21 protein-coding genes are annotated in these 22,813 nt (G+C 68.3%); 10 read left to right on the top strand and 11 right to left on the bottom strand.

From position 1 onward, the window contains the following. Window positions 1-21: 21 nt before the first annotated feature. Genes NFU08_RS15935 through NFU08_RS15925 form a run of 3 tightly spaced genes read left to right on the top strand, consistent with a single transcriptional unit; the run spans window position 22 to window position 2,371 of the window. On the top strand, window positions 22-1,002 hold the full coding sequence (locus NFU08_RS15935; protein ID WP_285835604.1) for a DMT family transporter: 981 nt from the start codon (window positions 22-24) through the stop codon (window positions 1,000-1,002). Between the two features lie 9 nt (window positions 1,003-1,011). Then, window positions 1,012-1,440, top strand: coding sequence for a metallopeptidase family protein (locus NFU08_RS15930; protein ID WP_251424615.1), 429 nt, complete (start codon window positions 1,012-1,014; stop codon window positions 1,438-1,440). 10 nt (window positions 1,441-1,450) lie between these two features. After that, a complete protein-coding gene (locus NFU08_RS15925; RefSeq protein WP_174179417.1) occupies window positions 1,451-2,371 on the top strand; it encodes a cation diffusion facilitator family transporter in 921 nt (306 codons plus the stop codon). 27 nt (window positions 2,372-2,398) lie between these two features. On the opposite strand, the gene NFU08_RS15920 is transcribed toward NFU08_RS15925, so the two are convergent. The 5 genes from NFU08_RS15920 to NFU08_RS15900 form a co-directional block, all read right to left on the bottom strand. After that, window positions 2,399-3,271, bottom strand: a complete 873-nt coding sequence (locus NFU08_RS15920) for an ABC transporter permease (RefSeq protein WP_246256322.1) — start codon at window positions 3,269-3,271, stop codon at window positions 2,399-2,401. After that, window positions 3,261-4,271 carry an ABC transporter ATP-binding protein gene (locus tag NFU08_RS15915; RefSeq protein ID WP_251424613.1) on the bottom strand — a complete coding sequence of 337 codons (1,011 nt, stop codon included), beginning with the start codon at window positions 4,269-4,271 and terminating at the stop codon, window positions 3,261-3,263. The genes NFU08_RS15920 and NFU08_RS15915 overlap by 11 nt, the downstream gene beginning before the upstream one ends. Next, complete coding sequence (locus tag NFU08_RS15910; protein WP_251424611.1) at window positions 4,268-5,521, bottom strand: hypothetical protein; 1,254 nt, start codon at window positions 5,519-5,521, stop codon at window positions 4,268-4,270. Before NFU08_RS15910 ends, NFU08_RS15915 begins: the two co-directional genes overlap by 4 nt. Window positions 5,522-5,618: 97 nt before the next feature. Further along, on the bottom strand, window positions 5,619-8,387 hold the full coding sequence (locus NFU08_RS15905; RefSeq protein ID WP_397425984.1) for a PEP/pyruvate-binding domain-containing protein: 2,769 nt from the start codon (window positions 8,385-8,387) through the stop codon (window positions 5,619-5,621). A 28-nt stretch (window positions 8,388-8,415) separates the two neighbouring features. Next, window positions 8,416-9,447, bottom strand: a complete 1,032-nt coding sequence (locus NFU08_RS15900) for a universal stress protein (RefSeq protein ID WP_251424609.1) — start codon at window positions 9,445-9,447, stop codon at window positions 8,416-8,418. A gap of 423 nt (window positions 9,448-9,870) precedes the next feature. Between NFU08_RS15900 and NFU08_RS15895 the strand changes: the two genes are divergently transcribed. After that, on the top strand, window positions 9,871-10,497 hold the full coding sequence (locus tag NFU08_RS15895) for an FAD-dependent monooxygenase (RefSeq protein WP_174179480.1): 627 nt from the start codon (window positions 9,871-9,873) through the stop codon (window positions 10,495-10,497). A gap of 58 nt (window positions 10,498-10,555) precedes the next feature. On the opposite strand, the gene NFU08_RS15890 is transcribed toward NFU08_RS15895, so the two are convergent. Then, the gene (locus tag NFU08_RS15890) at window positions 10,556-11,185 is read right to left on the bottom strand and encodes a copper resistance CopC family protein (protein WP_174179409.1); all 630 of its coding nucleotides are present in this window, start codon (window positions 11,183-11,185) and stop codon (window positions 10,556-10,558) included. A gap of 111 nt (window positions 11,186-11,296) precedes the next feature. On the opposite strand from NFU08_RS15890, the gene NFU08_RS15885 reads away from it, so the two are divergent. Beyond that, window positions 11,297-12,736, top strand: coding sequence for an NCS2 family permease (locus tag NFU08_RS15885; RefSeq protein WP_174179407.1), 1,440 nt, complete (start codon window positions 11,297-11,299; stop codon window positions 12,734-12,736). Window positions 12,737-12,804: 68 nt separating this feature from the next. Here NFU08_RS15885 and NFU08_RS15880 read toward each other — a convergent pair whose 3' ends face one another. Next, a complete protein-coding gene (locus NFU08_RS15880; RefSeq protein ID WP_251424607.1) occupies window positions 12,805-14,109 on the bottom strand; it encodes a sodium:proton antiporter in 1,305 nt (434 codons plus the stop codon). A gap of 181 nt (window positions 14,110-14,290) precedes the next feature. Here NFU08_RS15880 and hutG point away from each other — a divergent pair, with 181 nt between their 5' ends. Next, on the top strand, window positions 14,291-15,313 hold the full coding sequence (gene hutG / locus NFU08_RS15875; protein ID WP_251424605.1) for a formimidoylglutamase: 1,023 nt from the start codon (window positions 14,291-14,293) through the stop codon (window positions 15,311-15,313). Between the two features lie 69 nt (window positions 15,314-15,382). Here hutG and NFU08_RS15870 read toward each other — a convergent pair whose 3' ends face one another. The 3 genes from NFU08_RS15870 to NFU08_RS15860 all read right to left on the bottom strand — a co-directional run bounded on the left by NFU08_RS15870 (window position 15,383) and on the right by NFU08_RS15860 (window position 18,034). Further along, window positions 15,383-16,051 (bottom strand): response regulator, encoded by a 669-nt coding sequence (locus tag NFU08_RS15870; RefSeq protein ID WP_174179401.1) that lies wholly within the window; start codon window positions 16,049-16,051, stop codon window positions 15,383-15,385. Continuing rightward, the gene (locus NFU08_RS15865; protein ID WP_251424644.1) at window positions 16,048-17,625 is read right to left on the bottom strand and encodes a sensor histidine kinase; all 1,578 of its coding nucleotides are present in this window, start codon (window positions 17,623-17,625) and stop codon (window positions 16,048-16,050) included. Before NFU08_RS15865 ends, NFU08_RS15870 begins: the two co-directional genes overlap by 4 nt. Window positions 17,626-17,764: 139 nt before the next feature. Beyond that, window positions 17,765-18,034: a hypothetical protein gene (locus tag NFU08_RS15860; RefSeq protein WP_174179399.1), complete on the bottom strand. Its 270-nt coding sequence runs from the start codon at window positions 18,032-18,034 to the stop codon at window positions 17,765-17,767. Between the two features lie 228 nt (window positions 18,035-18,262). Between NFU08_RS15860 and NFU08_RS15855 the strand changes: the two genes are divergently transcribed. Genes NFU08_RS15855 through NFU08_RS15840 form a run of 4 tightly spaced genes read left to right on the top strand, consistent with a single transcriptional unit; the run spans window position 18,263 to window position 21,916 of the window. Then, the gene (locus tag NFU08_RS15855; RefSeq protein WP_174179398.1) at window positions 18,263-19,273 is read left to right on the top strand and encodes a tripartite tricarboxylate transporter substrate binding protein; all 1,011 of its coding nucleotides are present in this window, start codon (window positions 18,263-18,265) and stop codon (window positions 19,271-19,273) included. Next, entirely contained in the window at window positions 19,270-19,773 is a 504-nt protein-coding gene (locus NFU08_RS15850; protein ID WP_066273481.1) for a tripartite tricarboxylate transporter TctB family protein, read from the top strand. Before NFU08_RS15855 ends, NFU08_RS15850 begins: the two co-directional genes overlap by 4 nt. Then, window positions 19,773-21,527, top strand: a complete 1,755-nt coding sequence (locus NFU08_RS15845) for a tripartite tricarboxylate transporter permease (protein ID WP_251424603.1) — start codon at window positions 19,773-19,775, stop codon at window positions 21,525-21,527. Before NFU08_RS15850 ends, NFU08_RS15845 begins: the two co-directional genes overlap by 1 nt. Further along, entirely contained in the window at window positions 21,524-21,916 is a 393-nt protein-coding gene (locus NFU08_RS15840; protein WP_066273479.1) for a universal stress protein, read from the top strand. The genes NFU08_RS15845 and NFU08_RS15840 overlap by 4 nt, the downstream gene beginning before the upstream one ends. Here NFU08_RS15840 and NFU08_RS15835 read toward each other — a convergent pair. Further along, window positions 21,913-22,776: a fumarylacetoacetate hydrolase family protein gene (locus NFU08_RS15835; RefSeq protein ID WP_251424601.1), complete on the bottom strand. Its 864-nt coding sequence runs from the start codon at window positions 22,774-22,776 to the stop codon at window positions 21,913-21,915. The two genes, NFU08_RS15840 and NFU08_RS15835, sit on opposite strands and share 4 nt — an antisense overlap. Window positions 22,777-22,813 lie beyond the last annotated feature (37 nt).

The following is a 22,813-nucleotide window of genomic DNA, read 5'->3' as shown; positions in this document are numbered from 1 at the left end:
GCAGCCGGATAGATTTGCTGCATGCCTTCAACCAGCCCCGCCAACCGGGCTGCCACCGCACCGCCCCACACCGCAGCAACCCCGGTCAAGGCACTTGGGGTGGCTGCCATGGTGGTCACCGTGGTCCTCTGGGCGTCCGCCTTCGTGGGCATCCGGGCGATCGGTCCCCACTTCTCCCCCGGCTCCCTGACGCTTGGCAGGCTGGCGATTGCCGCCGTCGTCCTCTCCCTGCTGGTGCTGCCCCAACTGGTGAAGACCCGGCTCCTTCCCAAGGGCCGGGAGTGGTGGCCGATCCTGGCCTACGGGGTGATGTGGTTCGGCGGGTACAACGTGGCGCTGAACGCCGCCGAGCATGTGCTTGACGCGGGCACCAGCGCCCTGCTGATCAACGTGAACCCCATCCTGGTGGCCATCATGGCCGGCATCTTCCTCAAGGAGGGCTTCCCGCGGTGGCTCATCATCGGAAGCCTGGTGGCGTTCGCCGGCGTGGCCTTGATCGCCTTCGGATCAGCCCAGTCCTCCGCGCCCGGGGAAGGCGCGACGACGGACGTGGCAGGTGTGCTGCTGTGCCTCCTTGCCGCCGTGCTCGCCGCCGTCAGCGTCATCATCCAGAAGCCGGTGCTGCGCAAGTTTCCTGCCGCCCAGGCCACGTGGTTCGGGATCCTGGTGGGTGCGCTCTGCTGCCTGCCCTTCGCGGGCCAGCTGGTCAGCGAACTGCAGGCGGCGCCGCCGGCGGCAACGTGGGGGCTGGCCTACCTCGGAATCTTTCCCACGGCGATTGCCTTCACCACCTGGGCGTACGCGCTCTCGCTGGTGGACGCCGGCAAGCTGGCGGCCACCACCTACCTGGTGCCCGGCACCACCATCCTGATTTCCTGGCTCCTGCTGGGCGAGGTTCCTGCCTTCCTGGGCCTGGTGGGCGGCCTGGTCTGCCTGGTGGGCGTGGCGCTGACCCGGCGCAGGAGCCGGGACCAGAGGACCGGGGCGGCCAATTCCCGCTAGAGTCGGAATATGCCAGCCAGCCTGCCGCCGGGCCTGCCCGCAGCCCATGAGGGCCCCAGCGAACCCCTCCGCTTCACCATGTCCGAGGACGAGTTCGAGGCCGCTGTCCAGGATGCCCTGGACAGCATCCCGGACAAGCTGGCCCGCGCCATGGACAACGTTGCGGTGTTCATCGAGGACGACTACGTCCCGAAGCCCGGGGAGCACCCGGACACCGTCCTGCTGGGACTCTATGAGGGCGTCCCCTTGACCGAGCGGGATTCCTGGTGGGACGCCGGGTCCCTGCCGGACAGGATCACCATTTTCCGGGAGCCCATCCTGGACCTTTGCGTGTCGCGGGAGGACGTCATCCACGAGGTGGCCGTGACGGTGGTGCACGAAATTGCCCACCACTTTGGGATTGACGACGACCGGCTGCACGAGCTCGGCTGGGGCTAGCCTTGTAGGCATGGGACACGACCACAGCCACACCCACGGCATCACCGCAACAGGCCGGCACCGGAAGCGGCTCATTGCCGTCCTTGCCATCACGCTCGCCGTGGTCCTGGTCCAGGTTATCGGCGCGGTCCTCTCGGGTTCGCTGTCCCTGCTTGCCGACGCCGGCCACATGCTCTCCGACGCGGCGGGGGTGACCATTGCCCTGCTGGCTGCCTGGATTGCGGGGCGGCCCGCCAGCGATCAGCGGACCTACGGCTACCAGCGGGCCGAGGTGCTGGCTGCGCTGGCAAATGCCCTGATCCTGATCGTGATCTCGGTGGTCATCTTCAGCGAGGCGATCCGCAGGATCGGCGCTGCGCCGGAAGTGCAGACGGACATCATGCTGTTCGCCGCCATCCTGGGCGCTGCCGCAAACGTGGCGTCCCTGATGATCCTGCGCGGAGCGCACCGGGAGAGCCTCAACGTGCGGGGCGCCTACCTGGAGGTCCTGGGTGACCTGCTGGGTTCCTTCGCCGTCATCGCTGCGGCTGTGGTGATCATGGTGACCGGATTCCAGGCGGCGGACACCATCGCGTCCGTCGTGATCGCCCTGATGATCCTGCCCAGGGCCTGGAGCCTGCTCCGCGACGTGGTGGATGTGCTGCTGGAGGCCAGTCCCAAGGGCGTGGAAGTGCAGATGATCCGCGAGCATATCCTTTCCGTGGAGGGCGTTACTGACGTGCACGACATCCACATCTGGACCATCACGTCCGGCGTCCCGGTCTTCTCGGCGCACGTGGTGGTGGAGGACGGTGTGCTCAACGCCCGCGGCGCCGACCAGTTGCTGGACAAGCTGATCACCTGCCTGGGCTCGCACTTCGATACCGACCACTGCACCTTCCAGCTGGAGCCCGCCAGCCATTCAGAACACGAGGCGCACCAGCACGCCTGAGGATTCGGCCGGGTTTCCCGGCTCCGTTCAGCTCAGGACGTCCTTGGTGACGAACCGTCCGTAGGCGAGTGCGCCGAACACGGCCACGTATCCCGCCTGCAGCAGCGCATTGCTGGCGAACGAGTCCCACAGCACCGGCTGGCGGAGCAGGTCCCCAAAGCCCAGCCAGTAGTGGCTGAACAGCCACGGATGGAGCCACTCGAGCTGCGGCAGCTGGTCAAGGACCTGGGACACCACCGAGAGCACCACAGTGGCGGCCATGGCACCCACCGGAACCACCGTCAGCGTGGACAGGAACAGTCCTATGGCGGACAGCCCGGCCAGGGAAACGGCCAGGTACGCCGAGATCAGGAGGAGCCGGAGCACGGCCTCAGGCGGTTCGATGACATCACCTGACAGCAGGGTCACGGGGCCCACGGGGAAAAGGGCGGCCCCGATGGCAGCGCCGGCGAGGGCAACGGTGAGGGGCGCTGCGAGGCAGAACGCCAGGGCGCCGGCATATTTCACCAGCAGCAGCCGGACCCGGCCCGCCGGCGCCACGAGCAGGTACCGCAGCGTTCCCAGGTTGGCCTCGCCCGCGATGGTATCCCCCGCCACCACGCCCACCGTGAGCGGCAGGAACAGCGGGACGGACACCAGCATGGCGGTGAACGCAACGAACAGGCCGTTCTGCGTGATCCGGTCCAGGAAGGCCGGGCCGCGCCCGGGAGGAACCGCCGATGAGACCCTCACGGCCACGGCAATCAGCACCGGAATGGCGGCCAGCGCGAGCAGCAGGGCCCAGGTTCGGCGCCGCCGGAACAGGACCGCGATTTCGGACAACAGGAGGGACAGGCCGGCTCCCCGCGGCCCCGCCACGGCCGTCACAACCTCCGCCTCCGCCGGCACACTACTGGGCAACGTCGAACCCCTCCCCCGTCAGTTCAACAAACCGGTCCTCAAGGCTCTCCCGTTCCACCGCGAAACCGCGGACGCGGACGCCTGCCTTGACGAGTGCCGCAACAATGTCCTCCGCGGCGGGTTGCCCCGCCCCGGCCTCCGACTGGAATCCCGGCGTTGCCAAGGCAGCCAGGAGCACGTCCCCGTCCGGCTGGGCCGCCCCTGTTTCCGGTGACAGTCCCAGCGCGGCCAGGACCGACGACGCCGGACCCGCGTCCGGGGTCACCAGGCGCAGGCGCGAACTGCCGGACCGGCGCAGTTCGGCCAGCGGGCCCTGCGCCACCAGGCGGCCCGCGCTCATGACGGCCGCGTGCGTGCAGATCTGTTCAACTTCGGCGAGCAGGTGGCTGGAGACGAAAACGGTGGTCCCGTCGGCTGCCAGGGACCGGACCAGGTTCCGCACTTCACGGGTGCCCTGCGGGTCCAGTCCGTTCGTTGGTTCATCCAGCACCAGAAGCTCGCGGGGAGACAGGAGGGCGTTGGCGATGCCCAGCCGTTGCTTCATGCCCAGCGAATACGCGTGGACCCGCTTGCCGGCGGCGTGGCCAAGCCCTACCCGTTCCAGGGCCAAACCCACCCGTTCCCGGCGGGTGGCGGGATCCGCGTGCCGGCCGGCGGCGTCCAGCCGGTGGAGGTTCGCGGTCCCCGAAAGGAACGGATAAAAGGCGGGCCCCTCCACCAGGGCCCCCACCCGTGGCAGGACATCCTGGAAGCTGCCGGGCATCTCCTTGCCCAGCAGCCTGACGGTCCCGGCGGACGCCGCCGCGAGGCCCAGCAGCATCCGGATGGTGGTGGTCTTTCCCGAGCCGTTGGGGCCCAGGAACCCGAAGACCGCGCCTGACGGCACCGCGAGATCCAGGCTGTCCACGGCCACCTGCTGCCCAAAGCGCTTGGTCAGGCCCTGCGTCTCGATGGTCAGGCCGCACGTCCGCCGTCCCGGAACCCCTGCGGGTCCCGTCACGAGGCGGAGGATGCGGCGTGCAGCCTGTCAGCCGGGACCATGCCCGCAAAGACGCGGCCGTCATCGGTCAGCAGGACGTTGAAGAGTGCGCTGGAGAGGAGCCGCCCGCCGGGAACGACGGCGGCTGCCTGGGCGAGCAGCGGATTCTGCGCCAGCGCGGTGCTGAGCTTTGCACCGGCACCGGTGTCCGCCGGTAGTTCCACAACCGTTTCCCAGCCGGTCCCGGTCAGGTAGGAGCCGGCCTTGTCCTTGATGCCGGCCTCCAGCTGGTCCGGTTCGGTGTGGGTGCCCGGGTAGCCGGGGGACCCTGGGCCAACGGGCGGGTGTGCAGGATGCCGGATCTGAAGCTCTTCAACGGTACTGCCCGGCGGTGGCACGAAGTTGAACAGGGCGGGATCCGGTGCATCAAGCGACAGGCTGGTGAAACCTGTCCTGAAAGCAGGCTCCCCACCCCCGCGGGCCGTTACCTCCACGGAGAGCGGCATACCGGTTTCTCCATCGACGGCGATGGCGATCATGCCCACCAGGGTGCCGCTGGTGCGTGGCTCGAGGAGCAGGATATAGGCAGCGCGCCCGGCAACCTGGACCTCCGGGCCCACGGACACGGCAGTCGTGGTGTCGGCTGCGGCGAGGAACTTCGCCGCGAGCTCCTGGGGCGTCGGCGGGACCACGGTGATTTCAGGGCCGGTGCTGTCCGGGCTGGTGCTGTCCGGGCTGGTTCCGGGCAGGGCCTGGTCTTCCAGCGGGAGGTCGCGGGCATGGGCGGGCAGCGTCAGGTGCGTTGTTGAGTTGTCCCTGGAGGAGTAGAACCACACATCGTCGTCGCGCCGGATGACGTTCCGCTCGGCGAACCGGTCCACCACCTGGAGACGGACTTTGGCCTTGCCGTCCATGAAGACCCTGGCCGTATGCTCACCGGTGAGCATCTCGATCGCGGACGCGGCGGGGTCATCCGATGCAGGACCGGAACCCGGACCCGTTGCAGGCAGTTCCGGCAATCCGAGTTCGGAAACCTGTTCAATCGTGCCGGAGAAGGTGTGTGTCCTGTTGCCGGCGAGCAGGGCAATCACCTCAGCCGGGGTCTTGTCCGCCAGGGCGTCGCCGGCGCGTGCCGGGATGGATCCCACCAGCACTCCGGCCGCGATCACTGCCGGTGCGGCCACGGCAGGAACCCAGCGCAGCCATGCACGGTTCCGGCGCTGTTTTGCGGCCCCGGTTATGATCGGGGCGCCCACATTCCGGTGGTTCATTGTCCGGCCGTCTCCTTGATGGGAGTCCATAGCTCAAGGGTACGCCTCGGCACGGCTCCCCACACCTGCCTGCAGGCAGGTGCGGGGCACGCGGGGCCTATCCGGGCACGATGGTTCCAGCGCCGCCGTCGACCGTTATTCTCTGTCCCGTGGCAAGCCGGACGGTGGCCTCCGGCACCCCCACCACCGCCGGTATGCCGTACTCCCGGGCAACCACGGCGCCGTGCGAGTTGGGCCCGCCCATCTCCATCACCAGGCCGCCGGCGGTCAGGAACAAGGGGGTCCACCCCGGATCGGTGGACGGAGCCACCAGGATCTCCCCGGGTTCGAGGTGGGCGCCCACAGGGTCCAGGATGACGCGGGCCCGGGCGGTGACCGATCCCGCCGATGCCGGACTGCCGGACAATGTGGCGCTGCCCGCCGCGACACGTGCGGCGGCGTACAGCACCTCGGGTTCGGTGCCGTCCGAGAGCAGGGCCCTGGGGATATGGCGCCTGCCAAGCTCGGTGGCGTAAGCGGCCCGCCGGTCCACCACGAGTCCGCGCAGTGTCCGGGAACCTTGCGGGTCCGGGCCCTGGAGGGCCTGCCTGGCCTCACCGAAATCGAGGAAGAAGATGTCTTCCGGGCTCTCCAGCCTGCCCTCGGATGCAAGCGCGGCTCCCACCAGGGCCACCTGTTTCCGCACCTCCGCCAAACCCAGGACAAGCTGGTATTTGGGCATTTCCCGCAGCCCGGCGAACAGCCTGGCCCGGGAAAGGGCCGCGCCCACCACCAGCGCACGGGCCCGCCCTCGGCGGCGTGCCTCCCCAACAAGCTGCTGCACGGCCGCCTCCGCCTCAGCCTGGGCCCTGCTGAACTGGACGTCCGGTGCCATGGCGGGATCCGTGAGGCGCAGGTAGTTGGCCAGGACGCCCAGGATGTGCGTGGGATCGTCCGACCACCGGGGCATGCCAACATCGATTTCGGCCACGGCCCGGTGCCCGTAGCGGTCGAGGAACCGCACCAGGCCTGCGTGCAGGGCAGGGGGCAGGGTGCCGGCCTTGAAGTCCGCTGCGAGCGCGGACGGTTCCCGCGACTCCAGGGCCGCCCGTGAGTCCCTGTCGTCCTTTGCAGCCGCGGCAAGGCGCCACAGCTCGAGGTCCATCTCGGTTGTCACGTTCCGAGGCAGGCCGCGGAGCACCATTTCGAGGTCCTTCCGGCGGTCCTGTCCTCCGATCAGCCTTCCCGCCAGCCACAGCATGGCGAATCCCACCGCGGGCAGGGGCAGGACCGCGGGCACGATGGCAAAGAGCCTGCCCTCCAGGAGCCGCTCCGCGTGGTCAAGCCGATCAAGGGGACCTGCTCCTGCGCCAAGCTCCAGGTCCTCGGCATAGTGCCGGGTGAAGGAGTCCAGGCGGCGGAGCGCCGCCCTGGGCCGGAACAGCGCACGGAGCGCCGTCTCCGGCACGCGGCCACGAGCCGCTGCCGGCAGGACATGGCGGAGGAATCCAAATGGCGTCCTGCGGATCACCGAAAACTCCGGGTCGTCGAAAACCTCCCGGACCACCATGGCGGACCTGGCCTCCATGATGTCGAAGACCCGGGGGAGGATGCGGCGGCCGACGCTGCTCCGGACCGGCGTGGTGAGGTCGACGTAGATGCGCTGGGCTGCCTCTGCGTAGGGCGGCGGGCCGTGCCGGGGATCGGGAACGGGAAACCCGGCCGCCTTCGCCACCGAAGAGGCAATGAGCCGCAGTGACGCCAGCCCCATGGGGGTGAGCGGGCGGGTGAGGCCCTGGGCCAGGCTGAAGCACATGTACAGCCGGGTTCCGGCACCTGCAGACCGGCTCTGCGGTACGGGGTACAGCGTGGTGATGGGCCTGGACTGCGTCAGCCAGAGTGCACCGCCCGTGTCGATGGCCCATTCGGTATCCTGCGGCGAGCCGAAGTGCCGCTCGGCCTGCAGGCCCAGGGCAGCAAGCCCTACGGCCTGTTCGTCTGTGAGGCTTGAGGAGTCTGCCCGGCCAGGCATCTCCAGAACCTCCGTTCCACCACCCGGGAGGGGCCGGACCATAACGCGCTTGTCACCGGTCTTGCGCTCAATAACCCGTGCCTTTTCCGTATCCACCACGAAGTGGTCCGGGTTGACGGCGCCGGAAACCACAGCTTCGCCGAGCCCGGGTGCTGCATCGATGACCGCCTCGCTGCGCCTTCCGGTCAGGGGATTCGCCGTGAACATCACCCCGGCCGCCTCTGCGTCCACCATCCGCTGGACCACGACGGCGAGGGCAACCTGGGCCGGCGCGATGCCCAGCGCTGCCCGGTAAGCCACCGCACGGTCAGTCCAGAGGGAGGCCCAGCAGTTGCGCACGGCGTCCAGCACGGCGGTGCTGCCCACCACGTTCAGGTACGTGTCCTGCTGGCCCGCGAAGCTCGCAGAAGGAAGGTCTTCGGCCGTGGCGGAGGATCTTACGGCCACGGGGGTGTTCCCGCCCAGGGCCGCATACGCCTGCTCCACGGCGGCTGCGGCCCGCGGTGGAACCGGGAGGGCGCGGATGGCCTCCCGTGCCCTCCCGGCCAGCATGGTGAGCTGGGCGGACCTGCCCGGATCGGAAGGCTGCAGTGCGGCCTGGAGGCGGCCGAGCTCCGCAAGCACACCGTCCAGGACAGTACTGGCAGCCTCCCGGTAGGCCGCCGTGGTCAGGCAGAACCCGTCAGGCACGGGCAGTCCCGCTGCGATCAGCTCCCCGAGGTTGGCGGCCTTGCCTCCCACGAGCGGAAGCATGCTGCCGTCCACCTGGCTGAGGCGCAGGACGAGGACGGGGGCGGAGTTTCCGTCCCGAGGGCGGGAGTCCCGTCCACCGTTTCCTGGACGGTCAGTTGCCATCGTGGCGCTCCCCTGCGGCGGGATCCGGTCAGGCTGCCCCGAGTACCGGCCCAAACCGGGCACGGTCCGCCAGGCGCGGGTCGTCCCGGTCCGGGACCACCATGACGGGGCCCTTGGCGTGGTGGAGCACCCCGTCCGAGGTTGAGCCGAGGAGCATCCCGGTGAACCCGCCATGGCCACGGGTACCCACCACCACCAGCTCCACGTGGCGGCTGGCGTCCACCAGGACGTCCACAGGAGAGCCGTCCCTCAGCTCGGACTCGGTGGGCAGGTTCGGGAAGTGGCTCCGCAGCCACGCCATTCCGGCGTCCAGGGTCACCTGGATGTCGGCGAACAGCGCCTTGCGGTCCATGGGGGCGGGAACCCACGCCAGGGAGCCGCTGTACTGCGGCACCGCGCAGACCACACGGAGGGTGGCCCCGAGCCGTTCAGCCTGGGCTGCTGCCTCCAATACGGCCACCCGTGCCTGCTCCGAACCGTCCACGCCCACCACCACCACGTTCTCGACGCGCTGGTGGCCGGCCTTGGCCTGCTCTGCCTTGATGTGCCGGTCCTCGGTTGTTTCGCCAAGCCGGTCTGAACAGATCAGGGGCACCGTCACCGTGGGGCATTTCGCGTGGGCCGGGAGTGCACTGCTCACCGAACCGAGGAGCCTGCCCACAAAGCCGCCGCGGCCGCGGGTGCCGAACACCAGGAGCTCAGCAGTTTCGGACATCTCCAGCAGGACGCCGGAGGCATCGCCGTTCTCCACGGACGCGGTGGCATCGATGTCGTAGGTGGACACCTTCTCAAGGGCCTGCTTGACGATCGCCTCCGCGCCTTCACGAATGACGGAGTCGTCTACGGTGGCGTATCCGCCGTCCAGGCCGGAAGCCGCGAAGATCGGGACGGAATAGGCGGTGACGATGTGCAGCGGACGACGCCGGCGCTGTGCCTCGCGTGCTGCCCACACCAGTGCGCACTGGCCGTGGTCCGATCCGTCGACGCCGACTACGATCCCCTCGGGCGCGGCAGGACTGCCGCCGTCCTGCGGGTCCGGATGCAACTCTTGTGCGCCCATGGGGCCGCCTCCTCGCGATACTGCCTGATGTTGCGGCTATTCTGCCAGAAGCAGGCCATTCCACGTGCACCCCTACCCCCGCCTGAGCTGGGAAGAAAGGCTCGCTTCCGCTTCTCACTATTCTCCGTAGGCCCTGCCATAGCAAGCCTCTTCGGGGCTGGAAACAGCGGTTATCCACAGGTAGCGGGCAGTCTTCGGGAAAGCGCCTTCACCTGGACGAAATTGTTTCGGGATTGGGCTATCCCTGGCCGCGAATCTTCTGTAGTCTTCAGGACATTGTTGGTCCGGGACGCCTACTGCCTCATTCCGTCAGAGCTGCCCGGCAACGCACTGCGGCCGGGCTTTGGGGGTAACGGGACGCGAGCGGGCGAGGACGCCCGCACCTGCCGAAACTTTCGAAGGAGGGAAACTGTAGTGTCAAGCATGCCTGGGAGTGCCGGGACCGAACAGACCACCACTGTGATCATTGGCACGGGGCTTTCAGGCCTGGCCGTGGCTGCCGAGTTGTGCCGCCGCGGCGTGGACTCGATCGTGGTGGACGGACTGGACCTCCTAGGCGCCGCGCAACCGGCCAACACAGCTTCCCTCCAGCGGTGCGACGCGGCGGACTCCGTGAGCCTTCGCGAACGCAACGAGATCCTGCGGCACCTGCGGAACTACGCCGCCAGCCACGACGTCGACGTGCGCAACACCACCCGCGCCATCCAGCTGACCATGGTGGACGGCGGGTCGCCGCTTGCTTCAGCCCCGCAGTGGGAGGTGCATACGCCTACAGGAATCCTGGTGGCGGACCACATTGTCCTGACCCGTTGCGCCCACAGCCAGCTCCGGCGCATGATCAATGATTTCGGCATGGCGGTGGGCCGGAACCTTACCGCAGCCATGCGGGCCATTGGCATCTACCTGGTGGGAGTTGGCGAGCTCATCACGCCCTCCCCCAAGGAAGTCCTGCGCCAGGCCAAGACGGTGGGCCAGGCAATCTCCGCCCGGGTGCATCCTGATGCGGTTGCCCAGCCTGCCACCGGAAGCCTTGCGGCCCTGACCTGCTAGCCCCGGACCTGCCAAGGCCGCCCGGCGCTGCTGGCCCCGGCGTGACCGGCTCGCGCCATCATTCGTCGTCCGTGCCGGCCGTGAGCCGGCGGCGGGCCAGGATGGCAAGGGTAGCCAGCAGCCCCACTGCGACGAGGGCAAAGATGACGATGCTCCATTGGAACGGCTCCCCTGAGCCCACCTGTTCAGGCTCACCGGTGGTCCCCGGCTGGGCAGTCCCCATGGCGGGGGCGGTGCCTGCACCGGTACCGGGGGCTGGGACTGTACCCGCCGCCGTCGGACTTGCTGCCGGCGCGGCGCCCTGCCCGGCAGAGGCGGCCGTAAAGGCGAACGTCCCCTCGATGGGGTGCGAGTCCGAGCTGACCACCCGCCAGGCCACGGTGTACTCCCCCGCGGGGCCTCCGGCCTTCAGCTTCTGGGATGCCACGTTGTCCACGATGTCCACCGGCCCCTCCGCCCATTCCGCACCGGAGGCGTCTTTAACGGAGAACGCCGCGCCAATGCCCAGCGGCTTGTTGTTGAAGGCCACCGAGACCTGTTCGGGCGGCGCCGGCAGCGACGCGCCGTCCGACGGGGTGCTGGACTCGGCGGCATCATGCGCGGAGGCGGGCCCGGCGAGGCCCAGCACACCGGCGGCGAAAACAAGGAGCACGAGCCCCAGGGTCAGGATCTGGCGGATGGGACGCATGCGGCGGCGGCTCCTTGTGTTGGCTTCCTTACAGACTAGGCGAAAATGCCTGCCGCCCTGCCGCCGCCACCATAGGATGCAGGTATCCCCACAGACTTCCCCGGAGGACTAATGCTTAAGCAAGGCTCTGCCCTGGACCGGTACTTCAAGATCACCGAGCGCGGTTCCAACCTTTCCCGCGAGATCCGAGGCGGCTTCGCCACGTTCTTTGCCATGAGCTACATCGTGGTGCTGAACCCCCTGATCCTCTCGGGCCCCGACTCCAGCGGCACCACGCTGGGGTTCACCGCCGTAGCCGCCGTAACGGCTTTCGTGGCGGGCATCCTGACCATCCTTATGGGCGCCTGGGCAAAGCACCCCTTCGCGCTTGCCACCGGCCTGGGCGTCAACGCCTTCGTGGCCGTCACTGTGGCCACCAACCCGGGGCTGACGTGGCCGGACATGATGGGCCTGGTGGTGCTCTCCGGCGTTACCATGCTGATCCTTGTCCTGACCGGCTTCCGCACCGCCGTCTTCAAAGCCGTCCCGGACGGGCTCAAGACGGCCATCGTGGTGGGCATCGGCCTGTTCATCGCGCTGATCGGCCTGGTCAACGCCGGCTTCGTCCGCCGCATCCCCGATGTCGCCGGCACCACCGTGCCCGTTGGCCTTGGCTACGACGGCAAGCTCCTCGGCTGGCCCACCGCCGTGTTCATCTTCGGCCTGGTCCTGACCATCGCGCTGGTGGTGCGCAAGGTCAAGGGCGCCATCCTGATCGGCATCATCACCTCCACCATCATTTCGGTGCTTCTGGAGATGACCCTGCACATCGGGCCGAGCTTCGACGGCGAGACCTCCAACCCGCAGGGCTGGTCCCTGGTGGCGCCCACTTTCACCGGCTGGGCCGCCCCGGATCTGTCCCTGATCGGCAAGGCAAACCCGTTCGGCGCTTTCGAGCACCTGGGCTTCGTCGCCGCAACCCTGCTCGCGTTCGTCATCCTCCTCAGCATCTTCTTCGATGCCATGGGGACCATGGTGGGCCTGGCCAACGAGGCCGGGACAGTTGACGAACACGGCAACATCCCGGACGTCGACCGTGTGCTCCAGGTGGACGCCCTCGGCGCGATCGTGGGCGGCGGGGCCTCGGTATCCTCCAACCAGATCTATGTGGAAGCCGGGGCCGGAATCGGCGAAGGCGCGCGCACGGGCGTGGCCTCAATCGTCACCGGGCTGCTGTTCCTGGTGGCCATGTTCTTCACCCCGCTCATCAACCTGGTGCCCTTCGAAGCGGTTGCCCCCGCCCTGGTGGTGGTGGGCTTCATGATGGTGTCCCAGGTGGGCCGGATCGACTGGCAGGACTGGGGCATTGCCATCCCCGCATTCCTGACCTTCACCCTGATGCCGTTCACGTACTCCATCGCCAACGGACTGGGCGCCGGCTTCATCGCCTTTGTCCTGATCCGCACCGTCCAGGGCAGGGTCAAGGAGATCCACCCGCTCATGTGGGCCGTGGCCGGCGCGTTCCTGCTGTTCTTCGCGGTGGGTCCCATCGAGGCCGCACTGGGCATGTAGCCCCGGCCCGGCGACCTGCGCGGCGGCAGGGCTCCGGCGCGGCCAGCGCCGAACCAAGGCCTGGTGCCCTACACGGGAGTGTTGGGCGCCAGGCCTTCGTCGCCTGTCAACGCCCGGGCCTTCTTTTCCCGAAGCTTGTCCAGCCGGTTCATGAGCGGCGAGGTGGTGGCGCCATGGATCACGATGGACAGTGCCACCACCAGCCCCACGAAGGCCCACAGCCATTCGGCCTGGCCGGCGAACTCGCCCTTGCCCAGCGCATAGGAGAGGTAGTAGAGCGAGCCGATCCCCCGGATCCCGAAGAACGAGAGGGCGATCCGCTCGCGCGGTCCGGTCTTGCCGCCGAGCAGGCCGATCCAGCCTGCCAGTGGCCTGACCAGGAGCAGGAATGCCAGCGCCACCAGCACCTCGGCCCAACCGATCCCGGCAAGCAGCCCGCGGGCAATCGCACCGCCCAGCAGGACCAGGATCACCACGGTCAGGAGCCGCTCCAGCTGCTCCACGTAGGAGTGCAGCACCCGGTGGTAACCGTGCGTGTGCTCGGCGGAGCGGATGGTCACCGCGCAGACAAACACGGCAATGAAGCCGTAGCCCTCGATCATCTCGGTGACACCGTAGGCGAGGAAGGTTGCGGCCAGGGCTACGAAGCCCTCCGAGTGGTTGGACAGCCGGAGGCTTTCAGCGCCGGCCGAGAAAAACAGCCGTGCCAGGAGCTTGCCGGTGAGGAATCCCAGCAGCACGCCGATGGCCAGCCGCCACAGGACATCCACCGCAAACCATTCGGGGAACCAGGCCAGCGGGGATGAGCCCACGATGCTGATGGCGATGGCGAGGTACACAAAGGGGAACGCAAGCCCGTCGTTGAGGCCGGCTTCGGAGGTGAGGCCGAAGCGGACCTCGTCCTCCTTGTTGGCCTCCTCGTCGTGGTCCGCGGGTTCACCCACCTGCACTTCGGAGGCCAGGACCGGGTCCGTAGGCGCCAGGCTGGAGGCCACCAGCAGGGCAGCGCCGAGGCCGAGGCCCAGGAACCACAGGCCCAGCAGGGTCAGCGCGATGATGCACAACGGCATGGCGATTCCCAGCAGCCGCCAGGTGGTGGCCCAGCGCTTGCGGCCCACGGGGCGGTCCAAAGCAAGCCCGGCGCCCATCAGCGAGATGATGACGCAGATCTCCGTCAGGTGCACAACGAAGTCGCTGTGCGCCATGGGGTCCGGGTCCGGAAGCGTGGGAATCAGGGCGAAAGCCGCCATGCCGGCGCCCAGGAAGACCATGGGCATGGAGAACGGCATGTTCCGCAGGAGTTTGGGGAGGACAGCTGCGGTAAAAACGGCCGCGCCTGCGGCAGCAAAGAGGATGCTGGGGGCTTCAAACACGGGGCTGTTCTCCGGCCTGGATATGATGCGCCGGTGCGGCACACAAGGTGATGGGGTCCCCGGGGGAAGGGATTGCTCCACAATAGCCCCTGCTGCCGGCGGACGCTGACGATCTTGGATACCGGACATGGCGACGGCGGCGCTGCTGGTTTTCGCCGTCCTCATGCGGTGAGCTTGGAGCATGGCCCCCCTGATACCTGACATTGACCTCCCGCCCCGGCCCTGGGAAGGGAGGTTCGACGGCGATGATGCCGCCCACCGGCGCTGGTGGCAGGCAGTTACGGCGTTCGACGGCGGGGCAGCAGCTACCCGCACGGAGGGCGCCGCGGGGGCGGCGGGCCCTGCGGGTGTTGCAGGTGTGACAGGTGCGCCAGGCGGGGAGGATGCCAGGCCCGCAACATTGCTGGGCTTCGCCAGCGACGAGGGCGTGCGCCGGAACAAGGGCCGCACCGGCGCGGCAGCCGCTCCGGCGGCCATCCGCAAGGTCCTGGCGCCGCTGGCGTTCCATCTCGACCGGGCCGTCTACGACGCCGGGGACGTTGTGGTGTCAGGCGGTGACCTTGAGGCCGGACAGGAACGCGCCGGCCGGGCCGTCACGGCACTGCTCGACGCCGGGCAGGTGACGGCAGTGCTGGGCGGAGGACATGAAACCGCCTTCGCGAGCTACCTGGGGGTGGCCGCCTCTGCGGCGGTCCGGGGCGGGAAGCGGCTGGGCATCCTGAACCTTGACGCCCATTTCGACCTGCGGGACGAGCCACTGGCAACGTCCGGGACGCCGTTCCTGCAGATGGCCCGCGCGGAAGCGGCCGCGGGTCGCGACTTCCGCTACGCCGTCGTCGGGATATCCGAACCCAACAACACGCATGCACTCTTCGACACGGCGCGGACGCTGGGGGTGCGCTACCTGCTGGACGAGGACTGCGAGGCCGAACGTGTCCGCACCTTCGTGGCAGAATTCCTTGCCGGGATCGACGTGCTGTACCTGACCATCGACCTTGACGTGCTGCCGGCTGCGGTGGCGCCGGGGGTGAGTGCCCCGGCGGCGTATGGCGTGCCCCTCCCCGTGATCGCCGCGGTGTGCCGGCAGGTGGCCTGGAGCGGGAAGCTCCTGCACCTGGACATCGCCGAGCTGAACCCGGCGCTGGACGTGGACAGCCGGACTGCACGCGTTGCCGCGCGGCTGCTGGACACGCTGCTGCGCTGATCCGGCAGGCTGCGGGCGCGCATCGGGCGGCGCTGCCCGCCCGTAAGGCGCTGCCTGCAGGTAAGCGCGCTACTGGCCCTTGAGGACGTAGCGCCGCTCCGGACGCCCCACGCCGTACTTGAGCCTCACGTCGAGGGTCCCTTCGTCGTGCAGGTACTCCAGGTAACGCCGCGCGCTGACCCGGGACGTTCCCAGCTGCTCGGCCACCTCAGCCGCGGAAAGATCGCCGTCGGCGGCATTCAGGGTGGCCTCCACGAGCTTCAGGGTCTCGATGCTGCAGCCTTTGGGAAGCGGCCGCTCGGTCCGGTCCAGGCCGAACACCCGGTTGACGTCCGACTGCTCGGCCACGTCCTTGGCTGAATCCAGCCCTTGGTACGCACTCCGGTAATGCTCCAGGCGCTCCTGCAGGTCCGATTGGGAAAACGGCTTGATCAGGTAGTGCACGATTCCGCCGCGGAGGGCCTTGCGCACGGTCTCCACTTCCCGGGCGGCACTGATCACCAGCACGTCCAGCTCCGGGGCGACGTCCCGCAGCCGGTGCATGAGGTCCAGCCCGTTGATGTCCGGAAGGTGGATGTCCAGCAGCACCAGGTCGGGCCGCAGCCGTTCCGTCTCGATCACGGCCTGGGCGCCGGTGTGCGCCACGCCCACCACGGCGAAGCCGGGCGTCCGCTGGATGAACCCGGCGTGCACCTTGGCCACCATGAAGTCGTCGTCGACGATCAGCACCTTGATCATGGCTGCGTTGCACCCCTTTTGAATCGTGCGGTGAAGACTGCTCCGTTGTCATTGGCCACCGTGAGGTCCCCGCCGGACCGCCGGCAGACCACCCGTGAAAGCGCCAGGCCGAAGCCGCGTCCGTCCGCCGGGCCGGCTTCCTTGGTGGAGAACCCCTGGCGGAAAATGTCCTCCACGGCCTCGTCCGGGACGCCCGGGCCGGTGTCCCGGACCGTGACGGTGACGTGGTCCTCACTGTCCTCCACAAGCACCCGGACGGCTGCCCCCGGAAGCCCGGTGACGGCGTCGAACGCGTTGTCCACCAGGTTCCCCACAACGGTGGTGAGGTCCCGGGACAAATCGTCGCTGACCGGGCGCAGGGCGGACTCCGGGTCAAGCTGCAGTGCCACGCCGCGCTCGGTTGCGAGGCTGGACTTGGCAATCAGCAGTGCGGCGAGCGCGGGATCCTGGATCCGGCTGGTCACTTCATCATTGAGCCTGGTCCGGTCCACCGTAGCGCCGTTAACGAACTGGACCACGGAATCGTACTCGCCGATCTGGATCAGGCCGGAAATGACGTGCAACTGGTTGGCGAACTCGTGGGCCTGCGCGCGCAGCGTGTCCGTGGCGGTCCGGGTGGCCCCCAGCTCACGCTCCAGGGATGACAGCTCTGTCCGGTCCCTCAGGGTTGTGACCGAGCCGATGTTGCGGCCGCGGGAGCGGATGGGCACGCGGTTCAGTACCACCAGCCGCTCCCCCACAAGCACCAGCTGGTCCGGGTCCGGCTGGTCGCGGGTCAGGACCACCTTGAGCGCCGGGTCCACGGGAAGGGACGCGAGTTTCCTGCCCACGCAGTCCGGCGGCAGCCCCAACAGCTCCCTGGCACTGTCGTTCGCTACGGTGACGCGCTCATGGGGGTCCAGCGCCACCACGCCTTCCTTCAGCCCGTGCAGCATCGCCTCGCGGTTTTCCACCAGCCCGGTGATCTCGCTGGGCTCCATCCCGAGGGTCTGGCGTTTGACCCGGCGGGACAACAGCAGGGATCCCGCCACGCCCAGGACGCTGGCCACGCCGAGGTAGGTCAGGAGGTTGGGGACGGCATCGCCGAGCCGTTCAAGGGTGGACGGGTAGTTGCGGCTGATGGCTGCGATGCCGATCATCTTTCCCGAATCGTTGAGCACCGGGACGTGGGCGGAGAGGACGGCGGTTCCGCCCTGGTTCAGGACGCCGGTCCACGCCCGGCCTTCCATGACCCTGCTGGCTCCGAGTTCCATGGGCTTGCCCAGCAGGCCCGGATCGGAGGCGGCAACCACCGTCCGGTCCAGTTTTGCGAGCGTGACGTGGGACGATCCGGAGACGGTCCGGACGGACTCGGCCACCGCAGGGAGCGCTGAACCAACACGCGGCTCAGCCTCCGGCAGCAAAGCCCGGACCGCGGGGTTGTTGCCGAGCGCCTCCGCGGCGGAGAGCGCCCTCCTGCCCTCGGTGCGCTCAAAGGCGGCAGCGGACTGGGCCAGGGAAATGGCCACCACGGCCACGAGCACTGCCAGGACAATCAGCAACTGGAGCACAAGGTACTGCCCGGCGAGGGACATTCCTCTTCGTCGCGTCACTGCGTGGATTCCTTTAATGGTGGTTCAGGTGCCTGGGCGCAGGCACACGTCGCGCAGGCACAGGGGCGCGCCGCCCGCCCCCTCCCGGCGTACCGGAACTATACCGCAGCCTGCGGCACAGTCAGCGGGGACCGCCGTCGTGCCCTTCCCCGCCGGCACTCCGGGCGGTGCCGGCGCCGGCACCCGGGATCCGGCCTGCGCGGTGCAGCAGCACCAGCCGGGTTGCGTGGAACGTGATCAACCCGGCCCCGGCCAGGATGTACAGCGCCTCCCACCAGCCCGCCCGTCCATCAACAACCCGCATGACTGCCGGGACCAGCGCGAGCAGGACCACCGCGATGCCGATCCATGCTGCCGGCCTGGTTCCGTAACGCCCGCTTCGCTCCGCCATGTCCGCCCCGTTCCCTGGCCAACTTCCAGCCTAAAGGGCGATGCACGACGAGGCGAAGGGCGGTACGGACCCGGGCGTGGTGGGGTGCCGGAAACGTGAACGCAATGAACTTAACTTTCTCTGCGTACACAAGAGTGATCGCAGTCACTGCCGGGCCTAGCATCGAAAGCACAGATCAGGTCCGCTGATCATCCTGTAGAGAATTGCATTACTGAGAAGAGGAACACCATGCGCCAGATCCGCGCATTGCGAGTCGCCGCCGTCGCCGCCGGCATCGCCCTGATGGCCACCGGCTGCGGTGCCACCGGCAAGAGCTCCACCGGCCCGGAAAGCTCCGGCGCCGCCGCCGGACCTATCACCGGCCTGCAGATCATGGTCCCCAACACCCCGGGCGGCGGCTACGACACCACCGCACGCGCCGCAGCGAAGGTCCTCGACGACGAGAAGATCTCCAACAACACCGAGGTCTTCAACCTAGCCGGCGCCGGGGGCACCGTGGGCCTGGCCCGCGTGGTCAACGAAAAGGGCAACGGCGACCTCACCATGCTCATGGGGCTGGGCGTCGTGGGCGCCAGCTACACCAACAAGTCCGAATCCAAGCTGACCGAGACCACCCCCCTGGCCCGGCTCATCGAGGAACCCGGCGCGATCATGGTCAGCAAGGACTCCCCCTACAAGACCATCGACGACCTGGTGGCGGCCTGGAAGGCTGACCCGGCGTCTATTTCCGTAGGCGGCGGCTCCTCCCCCGGCGGCCCCGACCACCTGCTGCCCATGCAGCTGGCCGGCGCGGTTGGCATCGACGCCACCAAGGTGAACTTCGTGTCCTACGACGGCGGCGGAGACCTCCTGCCCGCGATCCTCGGCAACAAGCTTGGCTTTGCCGCTTCCGGCGCCGGTGAGTACCTGCAGCAGATCGAATCCGGCGAAGTCCGCGTGCTGGCAACCAGCGGCGAGGAGCGCCTGGAAGGCGTGGACGCCCCCACTCTGAAGGAATCCAACATCGACCTGGTGTTCACCAACTGGCGCGGCATCGTGGCCCCTCCGGGCATCAGCGACGAGGACAAGGCTTCCCTGATCGCCGCCCTTGAGAAGATGCACGCAACCGAAGGCTGGAAGGAAGCGCTGAAGACCCACAGCTGGACTGACGCCTTCATCACCGGCGACGAGTTCGAGACCTTCCTCACCGAGCAGGACAAGCGGGTGGCGGACGTCCTCACCAAGCTTGGGTTGGCGTGAGCTCGCTGACCACAGGCCTTAAAGGCCGCGCCGAGCTGGGAGTTGCACTCCTGCTCGGCGCGGTTGGCGTCCTTGTCTTCCTGGACGCCAACGGCCTGGTAACCCCGTATTCCCAGTCGGACCCGGTTGGTCCCAAAACGGTTCCGTTCATCGTGGCCGGTTTGCTGGTGGCCTGCGCAGTCCTGCTGGCCGTCAACGTCATCCGGGGCGGCCAGGGCGAAGCGGAGGGCGGCGAGGACATCGACCTCACCCACCCTGCCGACTGGAAGACCATCCTGCCCCTGGCGGGCGCTTTCATCCTGAACATCCTGCTCATCGACTGGGCCGGCTGGGTCATCTCCGGCACCGTCCTGTTCTGGGGCAGCGTCCTGGCACTGGGCAGCCGCCGCTACATCCGTGACGGGCTCATCTCCGTGGCCCTGTCCCTGCTGACCTTCTACGGCTTCTACCTCGGCCTGGGCATCGCACTGCCCGCCGGACTCCTGGAAGGAATCCTCTGATGGACGTCTGGTCCTCACTGATGGACGGTTTCGCCACCGCCCTCACCCCCATGAATTTCCTCTACGCCGTCATCGGCGTCATCCTGGGCACCGCCGTCGGCGTCCTGCCCGGCCTCGGCCCGGCCATGACCGTGGCCCTGCTGCTGCCCGTCACCTACGCCCTGGAACCCACCAGCGCCTTTATCATGTTCGCCGGCATCTACTACGGCGGCATGTACGGCGGTTCCACCACCTCGATCCTGCTGAACACACCCGGTGAATCGTCCTCGGTGGTGACGGCGATCGAAGGCAACAAAATGGCCAAAGCGGGGCGGGCTTCGCAGGCGCTTGCGACGGCGGCCATCGGCTCGTTCATCGCCGGCACCATCGGCACCGCGCTCCTGGCCGTCTGCGCCCCCATTGTTGTTAAGTTCGCCGTCAGCCTGGGCGCTCCCAGCTACTTTGCCATCATGGTCCTGGCCCTGCTGGCCGTCACGGCCGTGCTCGGCTCATCCCGGCTCCGCGGCTTCTCCTCGCTGGCCCTGGGCCTGGCCATCGGCCTGGTGGGCATCGACTCGGTGACCGGCCAGCGCCGCCTGACCTTCGGCCAGCCGCTGCTCGCGGACGGCCTGGACATCGTTGTGGTGGCCGTGGCCATCTTCGCAGTGGGCGAAGCCTTGTGGGTTGCGGCCCACCTGCGCCGCACCCCGTTGCACGTCATTCCGGTTGGGCGTCCCTGGATGGGCAAGAAGGACTGGAGCCGTTCCTGGAAGCCCTGGCTCCGGGGGACCGCCTTCGGATTCCCCTTCGGCGCCCTTCCCGCCGGCGGCGCGGAAATCCCCACGTTCCTCTCCTATGTGACGGAGAAGCGCCTCAGCAAGCACCCCGAGGAGTTCGGCAAGGGTGCCATCGAGGGCGTGGCCGGTCCGGAAGCTGCCAACAACGCAGCCGCCGCCGGGACCCTGACCCCCATGCTTGCGCTGGGCCTGCCCACCAACGCCACTGCCGCCGTCATGCTGGCTGCGTTCACCTCCTACGGCATCCAGCCGGGTCCGCAGCTGTTCTCCAGCCAGGGCCCCCTGGTGTGGGCGCTGATTGCAAGCCTTTTCATCGGCAACCTGCTGCTCCTGCTGATCAACCTGCCGCTGGCTCCCCTGTGGGCCAAGCTCCTGCAGCTCCCCCGGCCGTACCTGTACGCGGGCATCCTGTTCTTCGCCACGCTGGGCGCCTACTCGGTGAACCTGCAGGCCTTCGACCTGGTCCTCCTGCTTGCGCTGGGGGCTTTGGGATTCATGATGCGCCGGTTCGGGCTGCCTGTGCTGCCCCTGATCCTTGGCGTCATCCTTGGGCCACGCATCGAGGGCCAGTTGCGGAAGAGCCTGCAGCTCAGCGCCGGTGACCCGGCAGGGCTCTGGAGCGAGCCGATCGCCGTCGTCATCTACATCATCGTGGGACTCATCCTGCTGTGGCCGCTGATCTTCAAGCTGGTCCGGCGCAACCGCCCGGCTGCGGCCGGACCCGTGCCGGCCACGGAAACGGGGCCGGCGGCTCCGTCCGGCAGCTCCGCGCATGCAGACCTGCCCGTCCACCCGGAGGGTGCCGCCCACCCGGGCAGCACAGTTCATTCAGGCAGCGGTGTCCACGCAGACAGCACTGCCCGCCCAGGCAGCCATAGCCACCCGGACAGCACTGCCCGCCCAGGCAGCCATAGCCACCCGGACAGCACTGCCCGCCCAGACAGCCCGGCCCACGCAGACAAGAAGGAGACACCATGACCATCGTGGTGGGATACGTCCCGACCCCCGAGGGCGAAGCAGCCCTGACCCAGGCCATCCACGAAGCCCGGAAGAGCAACACCAAACTGTTGGTCATCAACTCGTCCAAGGGGGACGCGCTGGTGGACAACCGCTACGCCCAGGAGCCGGAGATCCAGAGCATTGAGGACCGCCTGGCCACCCAGGGCATCGACCACGTGATCAAGCAGCCGGTCCGTGGCCACGATGCCGCCGCAGAGGTGCTCGATGCCGCGGAGGAGCACAACGCTGAACTGATTGTGATCGGCCTGCGCCGTCGGACACCGGTGGGCAAGCTCATCATGGGCAGCGTTTCCCAACGGATCCTGCTGGAAGCCGACTGCCCGGTCCTGGCAGTAAAGGCAGGCTAGCCGGACTCTCCAGCACGGAACAGCCCAAGGCGTTGGCGCCCCAGCCCCACAACCTCTACCTCCACCACGTCACCCGGCTGGAGGTAGGGGAAGCGGCCGCTGAGCGCCACGCCTTCCGGCGTTCCGGTCAGGATGACGTCCCCGGGCTCCAGGCGCATGTACTGGCTGCAGTGGTGGACAAGGGTGGCGGCATCTAAGATGAGCTCCGAGGTGCAGGAGTCCTGCCGCGGCTCCCCGTTGACCCAGCTCCGCAACGGCAGGTTCCCGCCGTCGATCTCGCCTGCCGGAACCAGCCAGGGGCCCAGCGGCGTGGAGCCGGGGAGGGACTTCCCTTTGGTCCACTGGCCGGCCGCCCCGGGGAGCTGGTACTCACGCTCGGAGAGGTCGTTGGCGGTGACGTATCCCGCGATGCAGTCCTCCGCCTGGCTGGGGGACTCCAGGTAGGAGGCCTCCCTGCCGATGACGATTCCCAGCTCCACTTCCCAGTCGTACCTGCTGGAGTTCGGCGGAATGGGAGCGGCATCGAACGGTCCCGCAACAGTATTGCCCGGCTTGAGGAACACCACCGGAATTTCCGGGGGCGCGGAACCTGACTCGGCGGCGTGCGCGGCGTAATTCATCCCGATTCCCACCACCGAGCCGGGCCTGGCAATCGGGGGGCCAACCCTGAGCGCCGCCACACCTTCCAGTTCCGGCAGGGATCCGGCTTCCAGCGCGTGCCGGACCTTGTCCACTCCCCCGGATGCCAGGAACTCACCGTCCACGTCCGGCGTCAGCGGCAGGAGGCTGTAGTACCGACCGGACGGCACCATGACTGCCGGCTGCTCCTTGCCCTTTTCACCCAGGCGCATGATTTTCATCCAGATCCCCTTCGAGCTGACGTTGCACGTTTGCACC

The sequence above is a fragment of the Pseudarthrobacter sp. NCCP-2145 genome (assembly GCF_023708005.1).
GTDB lineage: Bacteria > Actinomycetota > Actinomycetes > Actinomycetales > Micrococcaceae > Arthrobacter > Arthrobacter oxydans.
The sequence above is the reverse complement of the archived record's forward strand: the minus strand, read 5'-3'. Positions and strand labels throughout refer to the sequence as shown.